General features: G+C 64.9%; 14 protein-coding genes and 3 pseudogenes. 12 read left to right on the top strand and 5 right to left on the bottom strand.

Translation table 11 applies throughout. From position 1 onward, the window contains the following. Positions 1–277: 277 nt before the first annotated feature. From OG524_RS36840 to OG524_RS36830, 3 genes are all read left to right on the top strand, one after another. Positions 278–1,750, top strand: coding sequence for a hypothetical protein (locus tag OG524_RS36840; protein WP_331764260.1), 1,473 nt, complete (start codon positions 278–280; stop codon positions 1,748–1,750). Positions 1,751–2,006: 256 nt separating this feature from the next. Next, positions 2,007–2,408: a DUF6009 family protein gene (locus OG524_RS36835; RefSeq protein WP_331764258.1), complete on the top strand. Its 402-nt coding sequence runs from the start codon at positions 2,007–2,009 to the stop codon at positions 2,406–2,408. 840 nt (positions 2,409–3,248) lie between these two features. Next, positions 3,249–3,977, top strand: coding sequence for a helix-turn-helix domain-containing protein (locus OG524_RS36830; protein WP_405812580.1), 729 nt, complete (start codon positions 3,249–3,251; stop codon positions 3,975–3,977). A gap of 421 nt (positions 3,978–4,398) precedes the next feature. On the opposite strand, the gene OG524_RS36825 is transcribed toward OG524_RS36830, so the two are convergent. After that, positions 4,399–5,697 (bottom strand): PIN domain-containing protein, encoded by a 1,299-nt coding sequence (locus tag OG524_RS36825; protein ID WP_331764255.1) that lies wholly within the window; start codon positions 5,695–5,697, stop codon positions 4,399–4,401. Positions 5,698–6,020: 323 nt separating this feature from the next. Further along, the gene (locus OG524_RS36820) at positions 6,021–8,198 is read right to left on the bottom strand and encodes a tetratricopeptide repeat protein (protein WP_405812579.1); all 2,178 of its coding nucleotides are present in this window, start codon (positions 8,196–8,198) and stop codon (positions 6,021–6,023) included. 657 nt (positions 8,199–8,855) lie between these two features. On the opposite strand from OG524_RS36820, the gene OG524_RS36815 reads away from it, so the two are divergent. The 6 genes from OG524_RS36815 (at position 8,856) to OG524_RS36790 (ending at position 14,527) form a co-directional block, all read left to right on the top strand. Beyond that, positions 8,856–9,152 (top strand): DUF6247 family protein, encoded by a 297-nt coding sequence (locus tag OG524_RS36815; protein ID WP_331764252.1) that lies wholly within the window; start codon positions 8,856–8,858, stop codon positions 9,150–9,152. Next, positions 9,149–9,409, top strand: coding sequence for a hypothetical protein (locus OG524_RS36810; protein ID WP_331764250.1), 261 nt, complete (start codon positions 9,149–9,151; stop codon positions 9,407–9,409). The genes OG524_RS36815 and OG524_RS36810 overlap by 4 nt, the downstream gene beginning before the upstream one ends. Positions 9,410–9,619: 210 nt before the next feature. Further along, positions 9,620–9,964 carry a hypothetical protein gene (locus OG524_RS36805; RefSeq protein WP_405812578.1) on the top strand — a complete coding sequence of 115 codons (345 nt, stop codon included), beginning with the start codon at positions 9,620–9,622 and terminating at the stop codon, positions 9,962–9,964. 158 nt (positions 9,965–10,122) lie between these two features. Next, positions 10,123–12,396, top strand: a complete 2,274-nt coding sequence (locus tag OG524_RS36800; RefSeq protein WP_405812577.1) for a tetratricopeptide repeat protein — start codon at positions 10,123–10,125, stop codon at positions 12,394–12,396. A gap of 640 nt (positions 12,397–13,036) precedes the next feature. Then, entirely contained in the window at positions 13,037–13,408 is a 372-nt protein-coding gene (locus OG524_RS36795; protein WP_405812576.1) for a hypothetical protein, read from the top strand. 24 nt (positions 13,409–13,432) lie between these two features. Next, positions 13,433–14,527, top strand: coding sequence for a hypothetical protein (locus OG524_RS36790; protein ID WP_405812575.1), 1,095 nt, complete (start codon positions 13,433–13,435; stop codon positions 14,525–14,527). 91 nt (positions 14,528–14,618) lie between these two features. Here OG524_RS36790 and OG524_RS36785 read toward each other — a convergent pair whose 3' ends face one another. Together OG524_RS36785 and OG524_RS36780 are read right to left on the bottom strand one after the other, a co-directional pair. Beyond that, positions 14,619–15,950, bottom strand: a complete 1,332-nt coding sequence (locus tag OG524_RS36785; protein WP_331764245.1) for a hypothetical protein — start codon at positions 15,948–15,950, stop codon at positions 14,619–14,621. A 483-nt stretch (positions 15,951–16,433) separates the two neighbouring features. Continuing rightward, positions 16,434–16,598: pseudogene (locus OG524_RS36780) on the bottom strand (transposase); the annotation flags it as partial. A 119-nt stretch (positions 16,599–16,717) separates the two neighbouring features. Between OG524_RS36780 and OG524_RS36775 the strand changes: the two are divergent. Continuing rightward, positions 16,718–17,524: an ISAs1 family transposase gene (locus OG524_RS36775; RefSeq protein WP_331764243.1), complete on the top strand. Its 807-nt coding sequence runs from the start codon at positions 16,718–16,720 to the stop codon at positions 17,522–17,524. A gap of 52 nt (positions 17,525–17,576) precedes the next feature. Next, positions 17,577–17,732: pseudogene (locus tag OG524_RS36770) on the top strand (ISAs1 family transposase); the annotation flags it as partial. 460 nt (positions 17,733–18,192) lie between these two features. On the opposite strand, the gene OG524_RS36765 reads toward OG524_RS36770, so the two are convergent. Then, positions 18,193–18,555 (bottom strand): hypothetical protein, encoded by a 363-nt coding sequence (locus tag OG524_RS36765; protein ID WP_331764241.1) that lies wholly within the window; start codon positions 18,553–18,555, stop codon positions 18,193–18,195. Positions 18,556–18,908: 353 nt separating this feature from the next. On the opposite strand from OG524_RS36765, the pseudogene OG524_RS36760 reads away from it, so the two are divergent. Next, positions 18,909–19,698: pseudogene (locus OG524_RS36760) on the top strand (IS5 family transposase). Positions 19,699–20,605: the final 907 nt, after the last annotated feature.

Below are 20,605 nucleotides of genomic sequence, written 5' to 3'. Positions count from 1 at the left end.
CGAGGGCGGACCGTCCGCGCGCATCGGCCGCCCGGCGGTGCGTCGCCCCGAAACAGCGATGCGGCCTGCCTTGCAGCGTCCGCGACGTGGCTGATGCGGCAGGTTCTTGAGTTGCCGGTGTAGGACGGCGTCCAGGCATTGCACGCGTCGCCCTCTTACCGCCCGATACGAACCCGTTGGCCAAAATCGTACGGCTGATCCCTGTGCCTGACGAATTGTCAGTGCATGGTTCTACCTTCTTCAGGGGAAGCCCCTCCGAAGCTGAAGGCGGTGCGTGTTGGCGAACATTGTCTGGCACACGAAATTCGGTATCGAGCTCGATCTGACCCGCGACGATCTCGGGCATGAAACTTTGCCGAACCTATGGGAGACCCTCTACCAGACGGACCGGTTGTACGCGGCGAGGAACGTGCCCGTGGCCGAGCGGGGCCTTCAGTGTGGTGGGGTGTGCCGGAAGGCGGGCGTCACTGCCTGGATGTACCTGCGGATGCGGGCCAACGGGCGTCGTGAAGCTGTGCACGAGCGCGCCGAGGACGAAGACCGCCACCACGCGGCTCTGTCGGACGAGCACAAGGCGTACCAGGAGCGGATTGTGCGGGCCGCTGAGAGCGGCGGCTTCTCTGCGGACAACGAGGTGAGGACGAGCGTGGGGCCACGGTCGTGGATCCAGACCGACACGCTCGTTCAGGGGGAGGGCGGGCTCCGGATCGGGTGGGAAGTGCAACTGTCCACCGCTGGGGTTCAGGGGCCTCGGAGCGTCCGCGCCCGGGCGAGCCGGGCTGCGAAGCACGGGATCACTCCGGCGTGGCATACCGATCGCGGGGACTACGCCAGCCGCAACGATGTCCACTGGACGCGAAGCGACCATCTTCCCGCGGATGTCATCGCGAAGTCGGGCGACCTGCGCGTCGTCTCTGGCTTCCGTGTTCTCGACTTCTGGAAGTGTGATGTCCGTGCCCTGTACCGGTGCCCGGACACCCAGAGCCGCTGCGGAAAGACGCACACAACACCCAAGCCCCGAGACGTCTTCTTCGACGACCTGGTGCGAAAAACCGCAGCGGGGCTCATCGTTCCCGTCGAGTTCCGAGGCGGATCACGAACCCACCGGTTCTGGGTCACCGACAGGGACCGAGACCGGTACGCAGACCTCAACAACGGCCTGCCCGTACTTCCATCCGCGGAGACCGAAGACCACGATCAGAAATCCTCCGGGGCCAGCCGCCGGGCCCCGACCTGCCGGCCACACACAGCGACGCCCGCCATGCCCTCCCACACTGCGCCCCTCCTGTCGATCCCAGCACAGGCCGCGGCCCCACGACAAGAAGTGACGTCGGCGTCAGCAACCCGCCCGCCTCAGCCCTCTGCCCCGCAGCCTGCGGTGGTCGAGGCGCCGTTCCCTGATGATCTACGCACCGCGCAGATCCGTCTGCACCAGGCCACCACGGAGCTCGTGACTCTCGGGCGTAGCTTGCCCTGGTCGGTGGATCCGCACGACGGTTGGCCCGGGAGAGAGCATTCGCGCACCGGCGAAATCACGGGTGGCAAGCCGCCGTCGCCTGGATGGACCGACGAACAGAAGGCGGCCGTCCACCGGCTCCGCCAGGAGTGCCTGGCCCTATCGATGACCGTGGCCGAGCACGCGTATTGGCAGTCGCTCTCCGGCGAGAGCCTGGTGCAGCGCCGCATGGAGCTCAAGGCGGCCACCCGCACGGAGACTGTCTCCGCGGTCGACGTCACGGCCACCGTCTGACCAGGCTGGGTGGGCGTGGGCTCGCCGGCCTCGAGGCGTAGCCGGGCGAGGGGAAGGCGCGCTGCCAGGTAACGGGCCAGGCGGGGCACCAGGACGGGGCGATCCCCCATCAGGAAGATGCCGACTATCGCCCCTTCGCCGCCCGAGCCCGCGAACTCGCCAGCCTGGCATCCCCCAAGGAAATGATCCTCTCCAACCAGCGCAAGTACTACCCGGGCATCGGACTGCTCCCCGAGCAGGAGAGGCAGGCGACCACATGAGCTCCCTGATCACCGAGGACGAGATCAGCCACGAGATCGAACTCGTCTGGCTCGAAGAGACCACCGACCTCGACTACGTCCGCCAGAGCCTGGACCGCCTGCCCACCCGCCGCGGCAAGCCCCCCTACCACCGTGACGGACGCATGATCGGCTACGCCCTCCTGGGCCCGAAGGCCAAAGCCTCCCGCTCCTCCGGAACCTTCCGCCGCCGCGTCTTCTGGCTCCTCCCGCACGACCGCGACACCCAGCCCGAAGGCTTCTACGCCACCGGCGCCCCCGCAGAAGCCGTCGACCCCCGCGCCCTGGCAGCCGGCACCAAGGGCTACAAGACCGAACGTTCCGAAGGCGGACCACCCTCCACCGCCATGCAGGAACTCGGCATACCCCTTCCACTCTGACCCCCACCGAGAACCGTCCTCGGCCCCGACCGCCACTTCACGGACCTGGACGCCTACACCGACCAGACATCAACGCCGGCTAACGATGTCCACGTGCTGGCCCACGCCTCCAACGAGACGGCCCGGAGCGGGTGCGGTTGAGGTAGTCGCTCACGGTTGCTCCCGGCAGAACATGAGAAAGGGCCGCCCGAGGGCGACCCTTTCACGCAGTCTGCGCCAACAGACAGCGAACCATTCTCAAGTCGTCAAGCGGTCCGGGTCAGGACTGAGGTGCCTGATGATCAAGAAAAGTCCCACGCAACGAGGCATGGTCCTTCAGCATGGCACAGAATCTAATTCATCCAGCACCGAAGGTGCCGTCCTCGCCTCCTTTTTGTTGACAGTATCTGAAAAAGAGGGTCCTGACCTGGATGTTTGTGTTGTCTATTCTTTAATTTGGTTACAGCGCGTCAAGATCAGTGAAACGTTTCCTGAATAACTTGTTCAGAATCTGTACACAGCGGATAGACATGGTTCGACCGGTAAGCAAGGATGAAACCGCTGCCGCACTCTCAGCGCCAACTGAGGGCAGTCCGATACGGGTCAGGGAAGCGGTCATTTCCCTTCACGAACTGAGGTGCCATGTTCATCCACGCATTTATCAAGCCGCCACTAGCTGGCCCGCTCCCCTTCCGGAGTCTTCGCCCACTCTCAACCCAGGGCTTCCGTGTGCCGTTCGATCGCCCGGAACCGCAGGTGATTGCAGCTATCGCTGCGCTTATTCAGGCGTTCTGTGCCTTGGCTGAGCTCCGCCGGTAGTAGTCGCACCAGTCAGCTGTTGTTGGCGGGTCAAGTGAGGTAGTGCATTCACCTGACCCGCCAGCGGTTAAAGGGGTAGATGTGGCCAGGCCAACTAAAGATGTGTCCAACGAAAACAGAAACCTCCATGAATTCGCCAAGGCTTTACGTGCTCTGAGATCTAAAGCTGGAGACCCAACTCTTGTCGAGATGTCATCAAAGGCGGGCGTTTCTGTAGCTGCGCTGTCGCAGGCGACAAACGGGAGGAATGTTCCTAGTTGGAGAGTGACAGAAGCATACGTTGCACTTTTCGGCGGCAGCTTGGAGCAGTGGCGTGCAAAGTGGGAAGAAATGCGTCGGCAGCTGCGGGAGCAAGTGATCCATGATGTGGATGACGCTGGCTACTCGCTACCTCTAAATCCCGCTCAGAGACGTGTTGCCTCGTGGCCCGCAGTTTGGGAAAGGTGGACGCGTACGGGGTTGATCACGCCTCCCCGTAGAGCAGAAACAGAGGCGGATTTACGTATTTCCATGCGCTCTTTGAAGGCGTTCCGTTCGATCTCCTTGCGGGAGATTTCGGTTATCTCGCTATACTCTCACTCTAGTTTCGGCTCTGCCCTTCAAGGGAGTAGGTCAGTAACTCCACGCCTTTTGATTGCATACCTAAAAGGCTGTAATGTGCACACTTTTGGTGAACAACAGGCATGGCTTGAGCTTTTAGCTCATGCAGTTCCAGAACAGAGAGAGAAAGCGGAGAGCGAGCTGCGTAAGCAGCACCGATCTTTTAGGTAAGGGGAATCTTTCCTGAGGTGATCTCCGCCTACTACGGAATCTTCGCCATCGGCAGCCCCGACCTTCAGCCCGTCAACGGCGCCGCCCGCCAGCTCCACGGCGGGCGGCGCCGTTGTCCTTGATCGTCACGTGGACTTGGCCGATCGGCGCAGCCTGGGCCGGTGGCGGATGCCCCTTGTAGGAACTCTCCCGAAGATCCCCGCACCACGCAGGAGCCACTCGGTCCGCAGGGCCGGGGCGCCGTAGATCACGCTGTTCCGGCCCTCGTCAGTCTCCAGAATCCACCAGAGCTGCAACAGCTCGCCGCTGGCCGCTTCCTGGTGTTCAGCCCTTTACGGTAGAGCTCGGGACCGAAGACCGCGCCGCGGGCCCGGACGGGTCTACGGCCTCAACCGCAGCCGCAGCATGGCACCCCATAGCCCTACTCCAGAGCATTCCAGAGGTCATCGTCGTCGCCCGTGTCCCATCCCTCCGCTGCCGCTGCCTCCGCTGCCGCGTCTGCCGCAGCATCCATAGCGATCTTCTGGTACCGCTCATCCTCTATGAACCGTCGCATGGGATCGCCCATAAGCTGCATTTGGCGATGGAGCTGGTCGCTTAGAACTTCCTGCCTGGGGGTTGGCGTCAGCCCCTTCAGCAGTTGCAGCACCTCCCGGGTGCGCTCATGAGCGTCCGGGAGAGCCGGCCATTGAATATCCTGGTTGCCCGCTGGAGCCTCCGGGGCTTCAGCACTGAGAATTCGCAGACTTAGCCCGCCCTCGACAACCGGCATAAGGATGCGTGTGTTCCATATACAGCAGCTGGCGTCCAGTGCTCCGGGGAAGATGGCTACCCCAATGAACTGCCACTGGACCGTGGCCGTGCACCACTCACGGTCGCCGAGGCGGTACCCCTGCACATCCGTGACCTTGGCCGCCTTGACGTCAAGGCTGTCTCTAGTCAACCAGCCGTCAGTGGCTTGGGCCAGGCCGTTCTGGCGCACCACAGGGAAGCGGCTACTCATCGGATTGAGTGGATTCCCCCAACGTGTCAGGGCCGCTTTACGGATGTTGTCCGTGTAGAGCGGCAGCAGTTCCTCCACCTGTTCGGAGGTGACTTCAATGGGGGGAGCGATGAGCTTCAACAGGTCCGCGAGGCGCGTCAGGTGGACGAACCGATCACCGAGGCCTTCGACGTCGGCATCCATCGGTGGCGGGTAGGGGCCTGTGCCGGTCCGGAAGTCGCTGGTGTTGCTGCTGACGAAGTACACCGTCTCCTCTGGGTTGGCCCGCGCGTACTCCACGGTCGACATCCAGATTGCCGCATCCCGTGCCCCGACCTTCAGACGCTTGTTCTGTTTGGTTGGGTGCGGCATGGAGCTTGCGGGCGGCAGGACGTTGGCCTCCCGGTACATTCCCTCACGGAGCGCCGCCTCGCTCGTGGGCAAGACCTTGACCAGCTCCTTTAGCTTGCCCCTCCAGTGCTCGCGTACGGCTTCCGTCTCGGGGGCGCCGAGCGCGGGCACGTCGTTAGGTATTTCCCGCTTGAGTTGGCGGAGGGCCACGGTCGCCTTCTCATGCGCCTCGTTGTACTTGATAGCCAGCTGCGCCGCGCGCTCCTCCACAACCATCCAGGGGACCGCGACCTGCTCCGTCCCGGCCTCCCGGATGGCACGCAGCAAGAACGCCTCCGGGCCGTCGAGTTTCATGCCGTATATCACGCAGGTGTCCAGAATGATCACTGGCTGTTCTCCGCTTCTCGAACGAGTTCCCAGGATTCCAGTTCGCCGGGTGTCCGACCGCCAAGTTGATCGATTCCTTCGCGCGCAGTCGACGACATTCCCCGACCGGAGACCGACAGGCCCTCAGACTGCGGGCTGCTGGACATCTGCGGCACCTGACCATGGACCCGTGGGCGCCATCCGGGTCCAAGCCGTACGGCCACAGCATTGAACACTTCCCCCAGGGGGTGTGCAGCACTGCCCTGGTCGGCGGCGCGATGGGCGAGGCAGCTCGGTCAGCCGACAGTGTGAAGCGTCTCGCGCTTCTTGGCGGCTGCGGCCTGCTACGGGCGCGCGGGCGCCTTCAGGCCCCCGTCAAGGTAGGCGTGGACTCGCAAGGTATGGGCGTGGTTAGGACCCAACGCACGGGTGCAGTCGGGGATGAGCTCATTGAGTAGGACGATGGCCCGGACCGTGTCGCCAGTCTCCCTCACGCCTACGGCGTGGTCGTGGCGGGCGCGCAGGGTACTGAGGTGGTCGGGCCCCTTCGCGCTGGTTTGGTAGGGGATGAGTTCGTTGAACAGGGCGACGGAATGCTGCGGGTCGCCAGCTTTCCGCACGGTTACGGCGTGGCTGTGGCGGGCGCGCAGGGTGCTGGGGTGGTCGGGTCCCAGTGCGCGGGTGTAGTCGGGGATGAGCTCCTCGAGTAGGGCGATGGCCCGCTCCGGGTCGCCGACCTCCACCATGCTCACGGCGTGGCTGTGGCGGGCGCGCAGGGTGCTGGGGTGGTCAGGGCCCTGGGCGCGGATGTAGTCGGGGATCAGCTCCTCGAGTAGGGCGATGGCCCGCTCCGGGTCGCCGACCTCCACCATGGTTACGGCATGGTAGTAGCGGGTGTTCAGGGTACTGGGGTGGTCGGGTCCCAGTGCGCGGGTGTAGTCGGGGATGAGCTCCTCGAGTAGGGCGATGGCCCGCTCCGGGTCGCCGACCTGCCTGACGCTTACAGCGTGGCTGTAGCGGGTGTTCAGGGTGCTTGGATGCTCGGGTCCCAGTGCGCGGGTGTAGTCGGGAATCAGCCCATCGAACAGGGCGACGGAACGCTCGGGGTTAGCGGCCTCCCTCACGCTCACGGCGTGCCTGTAACGGGTCTGCAGGGTGTGGAGGTGGTCCGCGCCTTGGACGCGGGTGTAGTCGGGAATGAGCTCCTCGAGTAGGGCGATGGCGCGCTTCGGGCCGCCTGCCTCCGCCATGCCTACGGCGTGGTTGTAGCGGGTTTTTAGGGTGCCGGGGTGGTCGGGGCCCTGAACGCGCCTGTAGTCGGGGATGAGTCTGTCGAACAGGGCGACCGAATGCTGCGGGTAGCCGGCCTCTCTCACGCTTACGGCGTGGCTGTAGCGGATGTCCAGGATGCTCGGGTGATCGGGGCCCTGAGTGCGCTTGTAGTCGGCGAGTAGTTCGTCGAACAAGGTGATGGCCTGCTTCGGCTCGCCGACCTCCGCCATGCTCACGGCGCGGCTGTAGCGGGCGTTCAGGATGTTGGGGTGGTCGGGGTCCAGGGTGCGGTTGTAGTCGGCGAGGAGTTCGTCGAACAGGGCGATGGCCTGCTTTGGATCGCCGGCCTCCCTCACGTTTACTGCGTGGTTGTAGCGGTCTTCCAGGGAATCGAGGCCTTCGGGGTTGTCTTGGACAACTCCTTCAGCCGGGTCGTTGAGTTCGCTGGTGACGCGAGTGAGGGTGGTGTTGTCTTCGTCGTTGACCGCACTGGCCCGGGCGAGTACGGCGTCGATGTCGTCACCGACGGGATCCGCAGAAAAGTGGCTGGCCTCGGGCTCGTCGGCCAAGACCGGCAGAGTCTCAAGGGGGGAGCTGGTGTCGCCGGCGCGGAGCCGGTCGAGTTCGTCGGCGAGCCGGAGGACCTGGTCCGTGAGACGAGCTTCGAGGACCTCGGCCTGGCGCTGCTTCTCCTCCGCCCGCTCCAGCTCTGCGCGAGCTCGCTGTTCCTGCTCCTCTGCGCGTGCCAGCCTGCGCTCAGCGCTCTCCAGCTCCTCGCCCGCCGGCCGGGCAAGGAGCTGGTCACGTTCCTTGACGAGGTCGGTGACCCGCCGGTCGAGCTGGTGAATCATGTTCAGCAGGACCATGACGAGCTTGTCGGAGTTGTTCTTCGCCCGCTCGACCTCCGCCCGCTGCTCCAGAGCCCGGGCCAGCCGGTCGTACGTCTCGATCTGCCGGGCATGCGCCGCCGCGAGCTCCACTGCATACCCCGCTCCTGGCGGAGGCGCGGCGGGTGCGCGAGGGGTGGTGCGGGGAGCGGGACGCAGCGCCTGTTCGCGCAGCGCCAAGGCCTCTTCCTGGCGGCGCTCCCGCAGTTCCGGGCGGACCGTCGCCTTGATCAACGCAACGATGAACGCTTCCGTCGGCACCTTCCCGGCCAGGTAGACCCCGGTCTGCGCCTTGCTCACAAGAACCTCGCCGCCCAGCACGGCCAAGCTTTTCCCAGAAGAGTCCACCTGCTGACGCAGCATCTCTGCAAGCTTGCGTGCCGCCGGATTCTCGGCGCGGATCGGCCCCCATGGCCTGCCCCCGCCAGTCTTCGGTGTCATGTCAGCCCCCGCCCCTGGGCTGCTGTGCTGTCCGGCCTGTCCTGGACAAAGAGCCCCTGGTCCGGAACTTACCTGCGTTGTCCGGCCTATGACTGCCAGACAATCCAATCCACCCCCACAGTCACCTCCCATCAGCCGCCGGACATTCCCGTCCCTGCGGCACCTACTCGGGGAGGCCCTCATGCTCGACCACCTGGACACAGCCCTCACAGCCCTTGGCGCCCTGGCCGCACTCGCCCAGTTCGCCCTCGACGCGCACCGAAGCCGCAGGAGCGGGAGGAAGGACAGCCAAAAGCGGTGAGACCGGTTCAGGTCGCGGTCGGGGTGCCCTTGTACCGGTCGCCCGGCTGCCCGGAGGAAGGCCGCTCGTAGAGTGCCCGCGGTCCGGCGACGGCGACAAGGCCACCCCTTGGAGACTTCAGTCGTACCCGGGCCTCAGCCCGGGCACGACCCCGGCCGCGGACGGACCAGGGACCAGACCGACGGCCTGATGGCCGGCCGCCCAGCTTCGGCTGCACCAACCCCTCCTCCGACGCCTCGGCGACGGCTACCGTGGCAATACGACCACTGGAGGACCTGATGAGCGCGCAGCCCGAGGAAGCCCCGACCCCGCCGGCCCCGGCCGCCGCAGCCCACGTGCTCGCCCAGCTGCGCGCCGACCGCCGGGCCGAGACGTGGGTGCCGGCCTTTGAACGGGACTGGACCAAGGCTCTTGAGGACTCCCGCCACACCTACAGCCTGACCCCGCTGCACGATGTCGTGCGTACCTGGCAGCTCCGCGTCGCCGCGGCCCCGGCCGTCGACGCCTACATGGACTCCGGTCACGACGAGACGGCCTTCGTCGACCTGGACGACGTCCTTGGAGCCCGCGGATGACCGCTGAACCGTGGGCAGTACGCCTGTCACCGCAGACTGCGAAAACACTCACCGACCTTCCCCCGGCCGCCCGGGAGATGGTCCGCGATGTCCTCGACATCGCGGTGCGCTCCCCGTGGGGCTGGCCGCAGTGGAACACCGGGGATCCCGAAGGCGAAGGCGTCCGCGCGGCATCCATCGGCCAGCTCTCCATCGTGTACGTGATCAACCAGCTCACCCGGCACCTGGCTGTCCTGGAAATTATCTGGCTCGGCTAGCCACCGGGCAGGAGCGCCCGTAGACGCTCCAGCGCGCGGCGGCGGAGCGCCAGGCCCGCGCGCCGAGGGGAGCCCGTCATCGCCCGCCTAGTACTCCAGCCGTAGATCGTAATCTTGCTAGTGATGTGACTGGGCGCCCCAGTTGACCGTTGAGTGGCTCAGTATGACAACTGGGCCTTTGCCGAGATCTATTTGAGGCAGTATCCCGGTATGAACAACACGAAGCGGTATGCGGTGGTCGCCGGGTCGGTGCTCGTCATCATCGCGATAGTGGTGGTGTGGTTCACCGTGGATCTGAATGCGGCAGGGCAGGTAGCCTCCGTCGTGGCCGGATGCGCGGCGGTGATCACCCTGGCCCGCGAACTACTGCGCCGTGGGCAATCGGCCGTCACGGTCGCGCAGCAGACGGGCAAGACGTCAGCCCGATCGGGGGGTGACGCGAACAGCGGCATCACCGGCCCAGCGGACAGTCTGAGCGGTGAGTTCCGGGCCGAGCGCACCGGGGATTCCGAGGGCGACGGGGGCAGTGCCAACTCTGGGATCCGCCTGAGCTGACCCTGGCCGTCCGCTTGTCCACATCAGCAGCACCTGAACGGACGTCCATGTATAAGAACAGGGACTGGAAGACATTTAAGGTCTCAGACACCGGCGACGCACGCGCTGCCCCTTTCGGATGGGCAAACAGCGGGTACGTCGGGAGTGTCACGGTCGAGGTGAAGGAAGCTTTCCGCCCGCAGTGGCCGCTGCTCGTGGGCTCTCTGCCGGCAGCCGCCTCGTGGTTCGAGCCCCGTGAGTGTTCGCCGACCCTGCACGACTGGATGGCTTTTACTGACGCTTCACCTTCGACGATGGTCCTGTACGGAATGGGCGGGACGGGGAAGACACAGCTGGCCGCCAACCTGGCCACGACCGTGCTCGCGACGGCCCGCTCATGGACGGCCGACTCCGCCTCAGACTCCGACCCTCGGCAGGACAGCCCTGCTGCCTCGCCGATGCTGTCGACGGATTTGGTCGTATGGGTTACCGCTGACAGCACGGAGCACATCGTGGGCTCATACGCCCGTGCCTGGCGCGCCGTCACCGGTATGGGGCCTTCTGGCGATGTCGACGACGAAGCCTCTCGCTTCCTGTCCTGGCTGACCACTACTCCTCGCGGCTGGCTGATGATTCTGGACGACGTACCGGACCTCGGAGCACTGCGTGGCTGGTGGCCGCCGAACACAGCTAGCGGACGCTGCGTGGTGACCACCCGCAGTAGCGATACCTCCTGGCGCACCGAGCATCGTGCGCGTATCAACGTCGGCCTGTACTCACCCGTCATGTCGAGGAGGTACCTGCGAAGAGTCCTGGAACAGCAGGGCCGTGAGCGAGACGCCGCCGAACTCGACAGGCTTGCCGCTGACCTCGGGCATCTGCCGCTCGCGCTGGCGCAGGCAGCCGCCTACCTCTGCGAGGATCAGTCCTTGACGATCGCGCAGTATCGGGCTCTGCTCGCGGACCGCACCCTGCTGCTGGCTGATGTCCTACCGGACGTCAGTAATCTCCCAGACGCACAGCAGCACATCGTGGCAGCCGCATGGCAAGTATCGCTGCAACGAGCGGATGAACTGACACCTGTAGGTCTCGCGCGTCCGCTGCTGCTCATGCTGTGCCTGCTGGACCCTCACGGGGTCCCCGCAGCCATGGTTACCAGCCCCGCTTCGGTCCAGTACCTCACCGCGCGACTGAGCGGCCGACACCGGGCGGTCTCGGCTCATCACGTTCGGCAGGCATTGCGGGTGCTGCGTCGGTTCAGCCTCGTGTACCCGGGGTTGCCGGGAGCCGATGAGCGTGACGACCTCATCGGCATGCACCAGCTCATCCAGCGTGCTGTACGAGAAGCATCGGAGCCAGCCGAACTCGCCACCTCAGTCCGAGCAGCGGCCGATTCCCTCCAGGAGGCATGGCCGTCGGGGGTGGACTACGCGGACACCGTCGTGGGCCGTTCCTTGGTGTCCTGCGCGGAGCATCTTGTCGCGCAGGACACGGCGAAAGCGCTGTGGCACGGAGGGGGGCCGCACAGCGTGCTCTCCCTGCTCGGTCGGCAGCTCCAGGCGACCGGGCGACGGGAGCAGGGCCTGCGCCACTACACGTCCATGCTGCACACCGCGCGTCGGCTTCTGGGCCACAACCACCCGGAGACCCTGTTTCTGCGCAGTGACATTGCTGGGTTGCGGGCCGAGGCCGGCGACGTGGCAGGTGCCGTGGCGGAGCTTCGGAAAGTCCTGGTCCTGCAGAGTCGGCATCTGGGCGAGGAGAGCCCGCATGCGCTGACCACACTCAACAACCTGGCGCACTGGCGTGGCGGCATGGGTGACTACGCAGGTGCGGTCACCGAGTACGACCGTCTCCTCGTCACGCTGCAGAAACGGGGCGACTTGTTGGACGAGGCAGACGTTCTCATGACGCGGCGAAGCCGTGCGTACTGCATGACCCAATGCGGAAGAGAAGCCGAAGCGCTGCCGGAACTTCACAGCGTCGTCGAGGGGTCCAAGCGCGTGAACGGCCCGCGCCACCCTCGCACCATGGTTGCCCGTAACGCTCTGGCCAGTTGCCTTGGCCGGATGGGGAGGAACGACGAAGCGGCCGAGATTCTCACATCGCTGCTGACCGACCAGCGGATGGTGCACGGCGAGCGTCACAGCGAGGTGCTAATCACCCGCTCCAACCTTGCCCAGCAACGCGCCAGGACGGGTCACATTGAAGACGCGGTTGTCGAACTCACACAGCTCGTGCCGCTGTTCATGGAGGTCTTTGGTCCACATCAGGTGCGCACACTCACCTGCCGCTCTCTCCTAGCAGAGTGGACGTGGCGAGCGGGCCGGGAAGGAAGCGCCCGCGCCCAGATGGCGGAGGTGGTGGATGACGCAACTCGGGCGCTGGGATCGGATCACCACTTCACGTTAGAGGCGCGCCTCAGCCTGACCCGCTGGTCCACCGGCACGTGACGTCGAACTGGTCTGCCGCCGGTACGAACGTGCAACGCGCCACCGGTCGGTAGGTTGATCCCCCCAGGTAGGTACCGAAGGCACGGAAGGCGCCGGGCCGCGTGATGCTGTGGTTCATGCCCAGCGGGAGATAGCAGCTGGGGCCCGGGGTGCTGCCGAAGTCCAAGGTCGATCTGTACGCGGCGATCCGCCGTGACTCGCGTCAGGGGCTGTCGAACCGCGCTCTGCAGCGGAAGTACGGCGTCGGGTTTCTGACGGTCCAGAAGGCGTTGTCGTCGGCTTGGCCTGGCTTTGTCGACGTCACACGACAGCAGTTGTCGACGGCCTCGGGAGGCGCTCGCTGAGCCCGGATCTCGACGTCGCCGAGAACGGGAGGCACCCACCGGCACTCGGCAACGGCGAGACGACGGCCGCCACCTGCGCCCGTAGCCAGCGCTTTTGTCCCGGGCCTCGGAGGGGCGGCAGACGGCGGCTTGCCGGTCGACACCGAGCTGCTGTCCGAAGCCATCGATATTCGACGCGGGAAACGCCTCCCGAACTGCCAGAGAAACGCTGCTCCTCGTCATCGACCGAGCCAGCTTGGCCGGAGCCGCGGAAGCCGCTTCCGCCGAGGGCGACACGGCTGGATCCGTTCAAGCCGTTGATCGACGAGATGCTGCGGGCGGACCTTGATGCGCCGCGCAAGCAGCGGCACACGGTGAAGCGGATCTTCGAGCGGCTGCTGGACGAGCACGACGCGGACGAGATCTCGTACCAGATGGTCCGCGGCTACGTGGCCACGCGCCGTGAGGAGATCCGGATCGAGGCCGGCCGGGGTGTGGTGGAGGCGTTCGTCCCGCAGACCCACAAGCCCGGTGCAGAGGCGGAAGTCGACTTCGGCGACGTGACAGTGCGGCTGGCCGGCGAGCTGGTGACCTGCTACCTGTTCGCGTTCCGTCTGTCCTACTCGGGCAAGGCCGTCCACCGACCCGTTGACCGCACTATCGGCGTGTCCTACGTGTCGGCTTGGTGAGGGCGAGGAGTCTCCGTTCGGGATGTGCCCGATGAGACGGAGAGGAGTACCCGCCCCGCCCAGGCCCTTGGTCTGCACGTAGATCCGGCCCTCACCCGGGTGGACCTCGGCTGGCTCACCGACGCCGCCTGGGCCTACATCAGCGACTCCGTGTGGGAGCCGCTCACCCCCGCCACCGGGCAGGAGCCGACCACCAGGCCAGAGACCGCGGCCGCCGCGCTCGTCGAACTACTCAACGCGCTCGGGCGCCGCCAGCACGAACACCGCGAACGCACCGCGCAGCGCCTGGCCGCGGTTACCGGAACCGGGCTGTTGCCCGCCGACCTGGAGGAGATGGGCACCTACTACTGGGCCAAGGCCCAACGAGACCTCGGAAACCGCGAGGCCTCCCGCCAAGGCATGCAACGAGTGACGGATGCAGGAGGCCGGCTCGCCCCGGCCGCCCGCCGCGGCCTGGCCCACCTGGCTCGCCTGGCCGGCGACTTCCCCGCCGCCCTCGCCACAGCCGAATCGCTCGGCTGGCCCGGCCGGCACCACCGAGTCACGGGCGATGTGTGGTGGGTACAGGGCGACATGGCCCGCGCCGCAGCCGCCTACGAAGCAGCCCGCGCCGAAGCGGAAACCCACGGCATCGCGGGCGAACGCGCCACCAGCCAGGCCCAGCGCGCCTTCGTCCTCGCCTTCACCCATCCCGCCCACGCCGACGACGAGATCGACCTCGCCACGCAGCTGCTCACCGGACTGGACCTGCGTGCCACCGCGCTGACCGTCCAGATCGCCTCCCTCGTACGAGACGCCGGCAGCCCGCACGGCATGGAGGCCCGCATCCACGCCCTCGGTGCCGAGATCAACGCCGCCGGCCTTGTCTCCGCGCAGGTGTCCCTCGAGCTGGCCACGTGCTTCCACCATGCCGTCATCGGCGCCGACACCGACGTAGCCGCCACGATCTTCCAGCTTCGAACAACCACTCATGACGGCGACTACGCCTACCTCGTTGACATCGCCCACTTCATGGGCGGACTTACACTCGAACACCCGTCACCGGCACGCTGGCTCGACGGAGAGCACTCGACCCGGCTGCGCTGGCGTGCCCTGGTTGCCGCTCGCCGTGTTCAATAGCAGCCAATTAATTCACCAAGATTCCCTGAACCTCGGATAATGACAGACCCGGAGCCCAAAGCCATTCGGGTGGGCGTCGAAATGAAACTCTCTAATTTGCCAGGGATTTAAGGCAGCTGATGGCAGATAGCGGGATAACACGTCCACCCGTCTGTCGGTCTAGTCTGGTTGCGACGATCGCGACGAGGCGTCCTGTCTTCTTGTGGAGGGCAGGAGCTCCAGACAGTCCAGGGACAAACCAATCTCCATCGACGCGGATCCATGAACCACTCTTCCCTTGTACGCGAACGACGCATGAGTACATTTCGACTCGATTTGCCGCCTTGTCGAATTCCCATCCTTGGACAACCAACTCGTCGCCAGGCAGCGGCTCGAAGTCGTCCAGGATGATTCCGTGATTTGGCGCACTAAGCTCACTTGATGGACTCAGGCGAAGTACGGCCAAGTTCGGGAAAGGGGTGGGCCTTGGCTGCTCGTCCAGATTGTCCGGTCTTGCTGGAATTGCCTCGATGACAACGCCTTCTGCTGATTTTTTACCCTGATGGACTTGCCAACCGTCCATACCCCCGTAGGAAATGTTTGCTGTGGTGATTACATGAAATGCGTCGAATAGGATCCCGGCGCCAGCAAATTCTCCGTCTCTGTCGATCCTGACTGTTGCTTCTGACAGTAGAGCCTGCTGGTCCCGCCAATCAGGTGAATGCAGCGGTCGCCCACCCCTATTGAAATGTTCTGGAGCATCCAGCTCGTAACCAAATTGGGGGCCGGGGCTACCCTGTTCAACTTTGGCGAGCTGGCGTTCCAAGTACTCGCATCGCGCTTCAGCTTGCTCGTGCTTACTGTACGCTTCTCGCAATGCTCCCCTCAGTTGTCGGACCTCCTCCTCAAGCCGGTCGCGTTCCTCATGTAGTTCAATGGGATCCGCAGCTGAACTTGGCGCTGCTGCGGTTTGGCTAAATGACGTGAAGTCTTCCATTTGGATCTCACGTGCCTGTACCTGAAGGTCTCGAAGTTGCCGTTCGCGATCCTGGAGTGTTTCCTCTAGCCATCGCTCCCGCGCGGCAGATTTTTGCGCTTCCCGGTCCGCTTCTTCCAGTTGCTGTTCCAGCAGTTGAACTTTATGCATGGAAGTTCCGCTGGCTTTGAACGCATCATTATGAAACTTGCGTAGGAGTGCAACAGCCTCGGCGGTAGCAATACCGCCGCGCTTCTCTGCGGCATCCTGCAGCAAGTTGAAGACAAAATCCCACGGGGGCAGTCTGCGACCGCTTAGGTAACGGGAAATCGTTCCCGGGTTGTAGTGCCGACGTACGGAATAGCGACGGGCAGACACTTCAAGGGCAGATAGCAGTTCCCTGAGCGCCTTAGCCAAGGCCAAAGCCTCAGGTGTGACTTCTCCACTGAGTGGCTGTAATTCACCCATAACGCCCCCCTTGGTGTTGCCAGCAGGCTGGCAACAGTGCTGCGCCTACCGCAGCAAGAGCTGCCTCTTAGAGCCTAGTCACTCAGAGCTCACGCCGACGAGAGAGGCAGCACGATGGAAAGTAGCAACCCCCACCCGAACCCGGAGAACTCCGGCCCCCTGCTGAGCATGCATGCCGCACTCGTCCTGCTCACAGCCGCATGCGTGGGTGCAGTCATCGGCGTGCTAGCGGCGCACAGCACGGGAGACACCGCAGGTTCCCTGCTTGCTGGCCTCTCGGGCTTCGGCATCAGCGCCCACGCTCTGCACAAGCTAATCGGTGGCTAAGGGCCCGCAGAGAATCAACTTGCTGTCGAACACCGTGCATGACCTGCGGTGTCAAGAGCAGGAATGCACAGCTTATTGTTCTGCGGGCCCTAAGGGCTGTCCCGCAAATGATCTATGAATCGCCCGGGGCAGGGTCGGTTGCTGGCGGTCGTTGGACTATCCGGCGAGGGTGAGGTTGTGCAGGCGTGCGATGCCGAGCATGGCGTGGTGGACGCCGTCGCCTTTGAGGCGGCAGTCGCGGAGGATCTTCCAGGTCTTCATGCGGGCGAAGACGTGCTCGACGCGGGCGCGGACCTGCTTGTGGGACTTGTTCAGGGCTTCGGCGCAGTTGCGGTTTGAGCGTGTTGTCCTGGCGCGCGTTGCTGGAGTCCTGGATGCAGGGCAGGCGCGAGCTTCCAAGATCATGTGGGTGTCGAGTCCAGTGATCCCTACGGAAGCCCGTGCCTGCCGTCGCATCATCCCCGAACCCGCCCGCCCTTGACCAACTTCGTGATCAGCCCGATGCCGCCGAGGGCGAACTGCCCGGACTGCTGGGTCGGTTGGCCGAGATTCCCGATCCGCGTAGGCCCCGTGGCATCCGCCACGGCCTGGTGTACGTACTCGCGCTCGCGGCCTGCGCGGTGCTGGCCGGTGCGACCTCACTACTGGCGATCAGCGAGTGGGCCGCCGATGCTCCGCCGCCGGTCCTGGACCGGCTCGGCGCCCGCCGCTGTCCGCTGACCGGCATCCGCCCGGTGCCGTGCGAGACGACGATCCGCCGCACGCTGGCCCGCCTGGACGCCGACGCCCTGGACCGGGCGGTGGGCGCTTGGCTGTCCGACCGCCGCCCCAACCCGACAGTCCGGCGGGCGGTGGCCGTGGACGGCAAGACGGTGCGCGGCGCCGCCAGGGCCGACGGCCGCAAGATCCACCTGCTGGCCGCGCTCGACCACGCCCATAGCCTGGTCCTCGCCCAGATGGACGTCGGCGCCAAAACGAACGAGATCACATGTTTCCAGCCCCTGCTAAAGTCCGTGCCCGGCCTGGCCGGCACCGTCGTGACCAGCGACGCGATGCACACCCAACGCGAGCACGCCGAGTTCCTCACCCACCGCGGCGCGCACTACATCGTGATCGTCAAAGGGAACCAAAGAAGCTGCACAGACAGCTCAAGTCACTTCCTTGGAACCAGATCCCGCTCATGGGCCGCACCCGTGACAGCGGCCACGGCCGCGGCGAGATCCGCCGCATCAAGGTCTGCACCGTGAACAACCTGCTCTTCCCCGCAGCCCTCAGGCTGTCCAGCTCCAGCGGCGCCGCGTGAACCACAAGACTGGCAAGATCAGCATCAAGGCCGTCTACGCGGTCACCGACCTGAGCGCCGAGCAGGCCGACCCCCGCCAGCTGGCTGCCATGATCCGCTCGCACTGGCGGATTGAAGCTCTGCACCACGTGCGCGACACCACCTTCGCCGAGGACGCCTCGCAACTGCGGACCGGCAACGCACCCCGCGTCATGGCGACCTGGCGCAACCTCTCCATCGGTGCCCTCAGCCTGGCCGGCGCCCAGAACATCGCCGCCGTGCTCCGGGCCAACTCCCGCGACCCGAACCGCCCCCTCGCCTTGCTTGGCATCACATGATCACGAATCAGACATCACGCAACTAAGCCGAAGCCCTGGAAGACACCGAACGCCGCCGCTCTGGATAAAGGGATCGAGTGCCCAGACGGCTCCAGGCGTACGGTCGGTGCCCGCGAGGCTGCCACCACCTGCACTGTGGAAGGCCGGGACGACAGAAGAGCATCGGTCCCCGGCGCTCGAACGGACTGGTGGCAACCCCCGGCTCCCACTGCCCGTTACCAAGGAATTAGGACGGCTCAGACGCCGTGATCACACCAGCCACAACAAGATCATCTCACCCGTGATCAGAGGGGGCTCAGGTGCGGACACTCAACCGCAGGTTAAGCAGATGGCGTAGACGCGCAGAGGCACCACGAAGGGTTCCGAGCTTCCTTACCTCATCCACCTCAAGCTCCAGGCGGTCGGTGAGAGCAAGTACGGCGGCGTAGGGCCGCTCGCCCTCATCGAGCTTCGCTGCAACGGCTTCGAGAACAGCTCGAAGAACGACAGGGTTCGCACTGGGATGGTCTGCGAGCAGGCGAAGAAGCTTGTTGTCGTTCCAGACGCTGTCGCGGGCCGCACTCAGTTCCTGGAGGGCTTCGGGCGGCGTGTGGGGATTGGTGGCCAGGGCTTGCCAGACGAAAGGGTACGGACATTTCGCGAGACGCTGCAGGACCAAACTGTCTCTCTCTGCACGTGCCAGAGCGAGGTAGTCGGCAGGCGTGGGCACGAGGATGGCCTCTCAAGATGGTCGAAGCCGCCATCCTGCCACTGGACCTTCGTCGCAGCGGACTCCGGGGCGGTCATGACCAACCTGCCTCGACCAGCACTTACGGGACAGGTCTTAGGGCCCGCAGAGAATCAACTTGCTGTCGAACACCGTGCATGACCTGCGGTGTCAAGAGCAGGAATGCACAGCTTATTGTTCTGCGGGCCCTTAGAGCTCGTAACACGATCTTGTTGAAGTGGGCTGGTGGGGCGTAACCGGTGTGACGATTCGGCCGTTCGTGAGGTGTGGGTACTCGACCGTGGATCGTGGACGATGAGTTGTGGGCGTTGATCGAGCCGTTGCTGCCGCCGTGGCCGGAGCGGTCGCCCGGGCCGCGGCCGGTGTCGGACCGGTTCTGTCTGCAGGGCGTTCTGTTCGTCCTGTACAACGACATAGCCTGGCAATTCCTGCCTCTGGAGCTGGGGTTCGGGTCGGGCCAGACGTGCTGGCGTCGCCTGGACCGATGGCAGAAGGCGGGGGTTTTCGACCGGCTGCACAGGGTCCTGCTCGCCGAGTTGAACGCGGCCGGCGAACTCGACTGGTCACGTGCGTGCGTGGATGGTTCCCACGTCCGCGCGAAAAAGGGGGCGCCGACACCGGTCCGTCGCCGGTCGACCGGCGGAAAACGGGCAGCAAACACCATCTGATCTGCGACGGACGCGGCACACCGCTCAAAGTCATCACCACTGCGGCGAACGTGAACGACGTCACCCAGACCCTCGCCCTGGTCGACGGCATCCCGCCCGTCGCGGGACGCCCCGGCCGCCCTCGCCGCAGGCCCGAAGCCCTGCTCGGCGACAAGGGATACGACTCCAACGCCCACCGCGACGAGCTGCGTCGCCGGCGGATCCTGCCCGTCATTTCCCGAAAGGGATCACCCAACATCAAGGGCATCGGCAAGCTCCGCTACGTCGTGGAGCAGACCTTCGCCCTGCTCCACCACTTCAAACGCCTTGCCGTCCGCTGGGAACGCCGCACCGAACTCCACGACGCTTCGTCTCCCTCGCCTGCAGTCTCATCTGCTGGAGGCGCCTCAAGAAGACCCAACCATGATCGTGTTACGAGCTCTTAAGCTGCCCCTGACTCCCCGCGCACGCGGGGCGGCAAGTGGCGGTGCTCCCAGGACTTCCCCTGAGGAGGAAGCTCAATGAGAGGCACCAATGCAAACCGAAATCGAGACACTTGCGACTGCTTATGAGACTTCAGCGATGTACCTCCTTGTCGTGGGTGTGGGACTTGCGGGGGTAGCCGGAATTCTTCTTGCCTTGAATATCTTCGATTCCGCGTATCGCGTCTACGAATTCCTCATGAACCGGAGCCCTGTGAGTCCTGGCTTCGGATTTAGCCCGCTCGTCATTCGAATTGCAGGCGCCCTTCTAGGCGTTTCACTGGGTATCCAATACATAACCATATTCAATTAGCTCCCCGCGCCTGTGACAGTTGCAACCCTAGAGTGGGCGATGTGTTTTCTTTCGGTGTCTGTGTTTCTGCCCGTGACGCCGCAAAAATCCAGTCTCTACCCAGCCGTTCATCGTGATGCATGCCTGAGCAAGCACAGCCGGAGGGGGTGGCTTATATTCCCAGTCTCTACCCGAGCCCGGATGGTGATGCATGGTCAGGAGAGCCGCCCCATCGGCCTGCTGACTCACCCCCACCCGAGCCCGGACCCCTCTTCTTGACGCCGCCTCTGTTCCTGACACCCCGTCCATCAGCGCGATGGGGGCGCACCTCCCTGCACCTGCTCGTACTGCGGAGCCGTACGAGCAGGTGCCCACAGACTCGTGACCCCCCGCCACCCCCACAGACCCGCAGACGCCGAACACAGCGAACCACTCCCCGGAATAGCGCGAGAATTCCGGAGGAATTCATCACAACACCATTCCGGAGGAATGGTGTTGAAAGCCCGTAGGGCTTTAGCGTTCTTTACGACCCGTAGGGTCGTGCGTCGTTCCTCCGGGCT

Source organism: Streptomyces sp. NBC_01520 (assembly GCF_045040375.1).
GTDB lineage: Bacteria > Actinomycetota > Actinomycetes > Streptomycetales > Streptomycetaceae > Streptomyces.
This window is presented reverse-complemented; position numbering and strand designations above follow the sequence as displayed.

Coding starts and splice junctions, on each gene's coding strand:
- OG524_RS36835 (WP_331764258.1), top strand. CDS start 2,007: ATGAGCTCCCTGATCACCGAGGACGAGATCAGCCACGAGATCGAACTC.
- OG524_RS36805 (WP_405812578.1), top strand. CDS start 9,620: ATGAACAACACGAAGCGGTATGCGGTGGTCGCCGGGTCGGTGCTCGTC.
- OG524_RS36810 (WP_331764250.1), top strand. CDS start 9,149: ATGACCGCTGAACCGTGGGCAGTACGCCTGTCACCGCAGACTGCGAAA.
- OG524_RS36785 (WP_331764245.1), bottom strand. CDS start 15,950: ATGGGTGAATTACAGCCACTCAGTGGAGAAGTCACACCTGAGGCTTTG.
- OG524_RS36820 (WP_405812579.1), bottom strand. CDS start 8,198: ATGCTGCGTCAGCAGGTGGACTCTTCTGGGAAAAGCTTGGCCGTGCTG.
- OG524_RS36815 (WP_331764252.1), top strand. CDS start 8,856: ATGAGCGCGCAGCCCGAGGAAGCCCCGACCCCGCCGGCCCCGGCCGCC.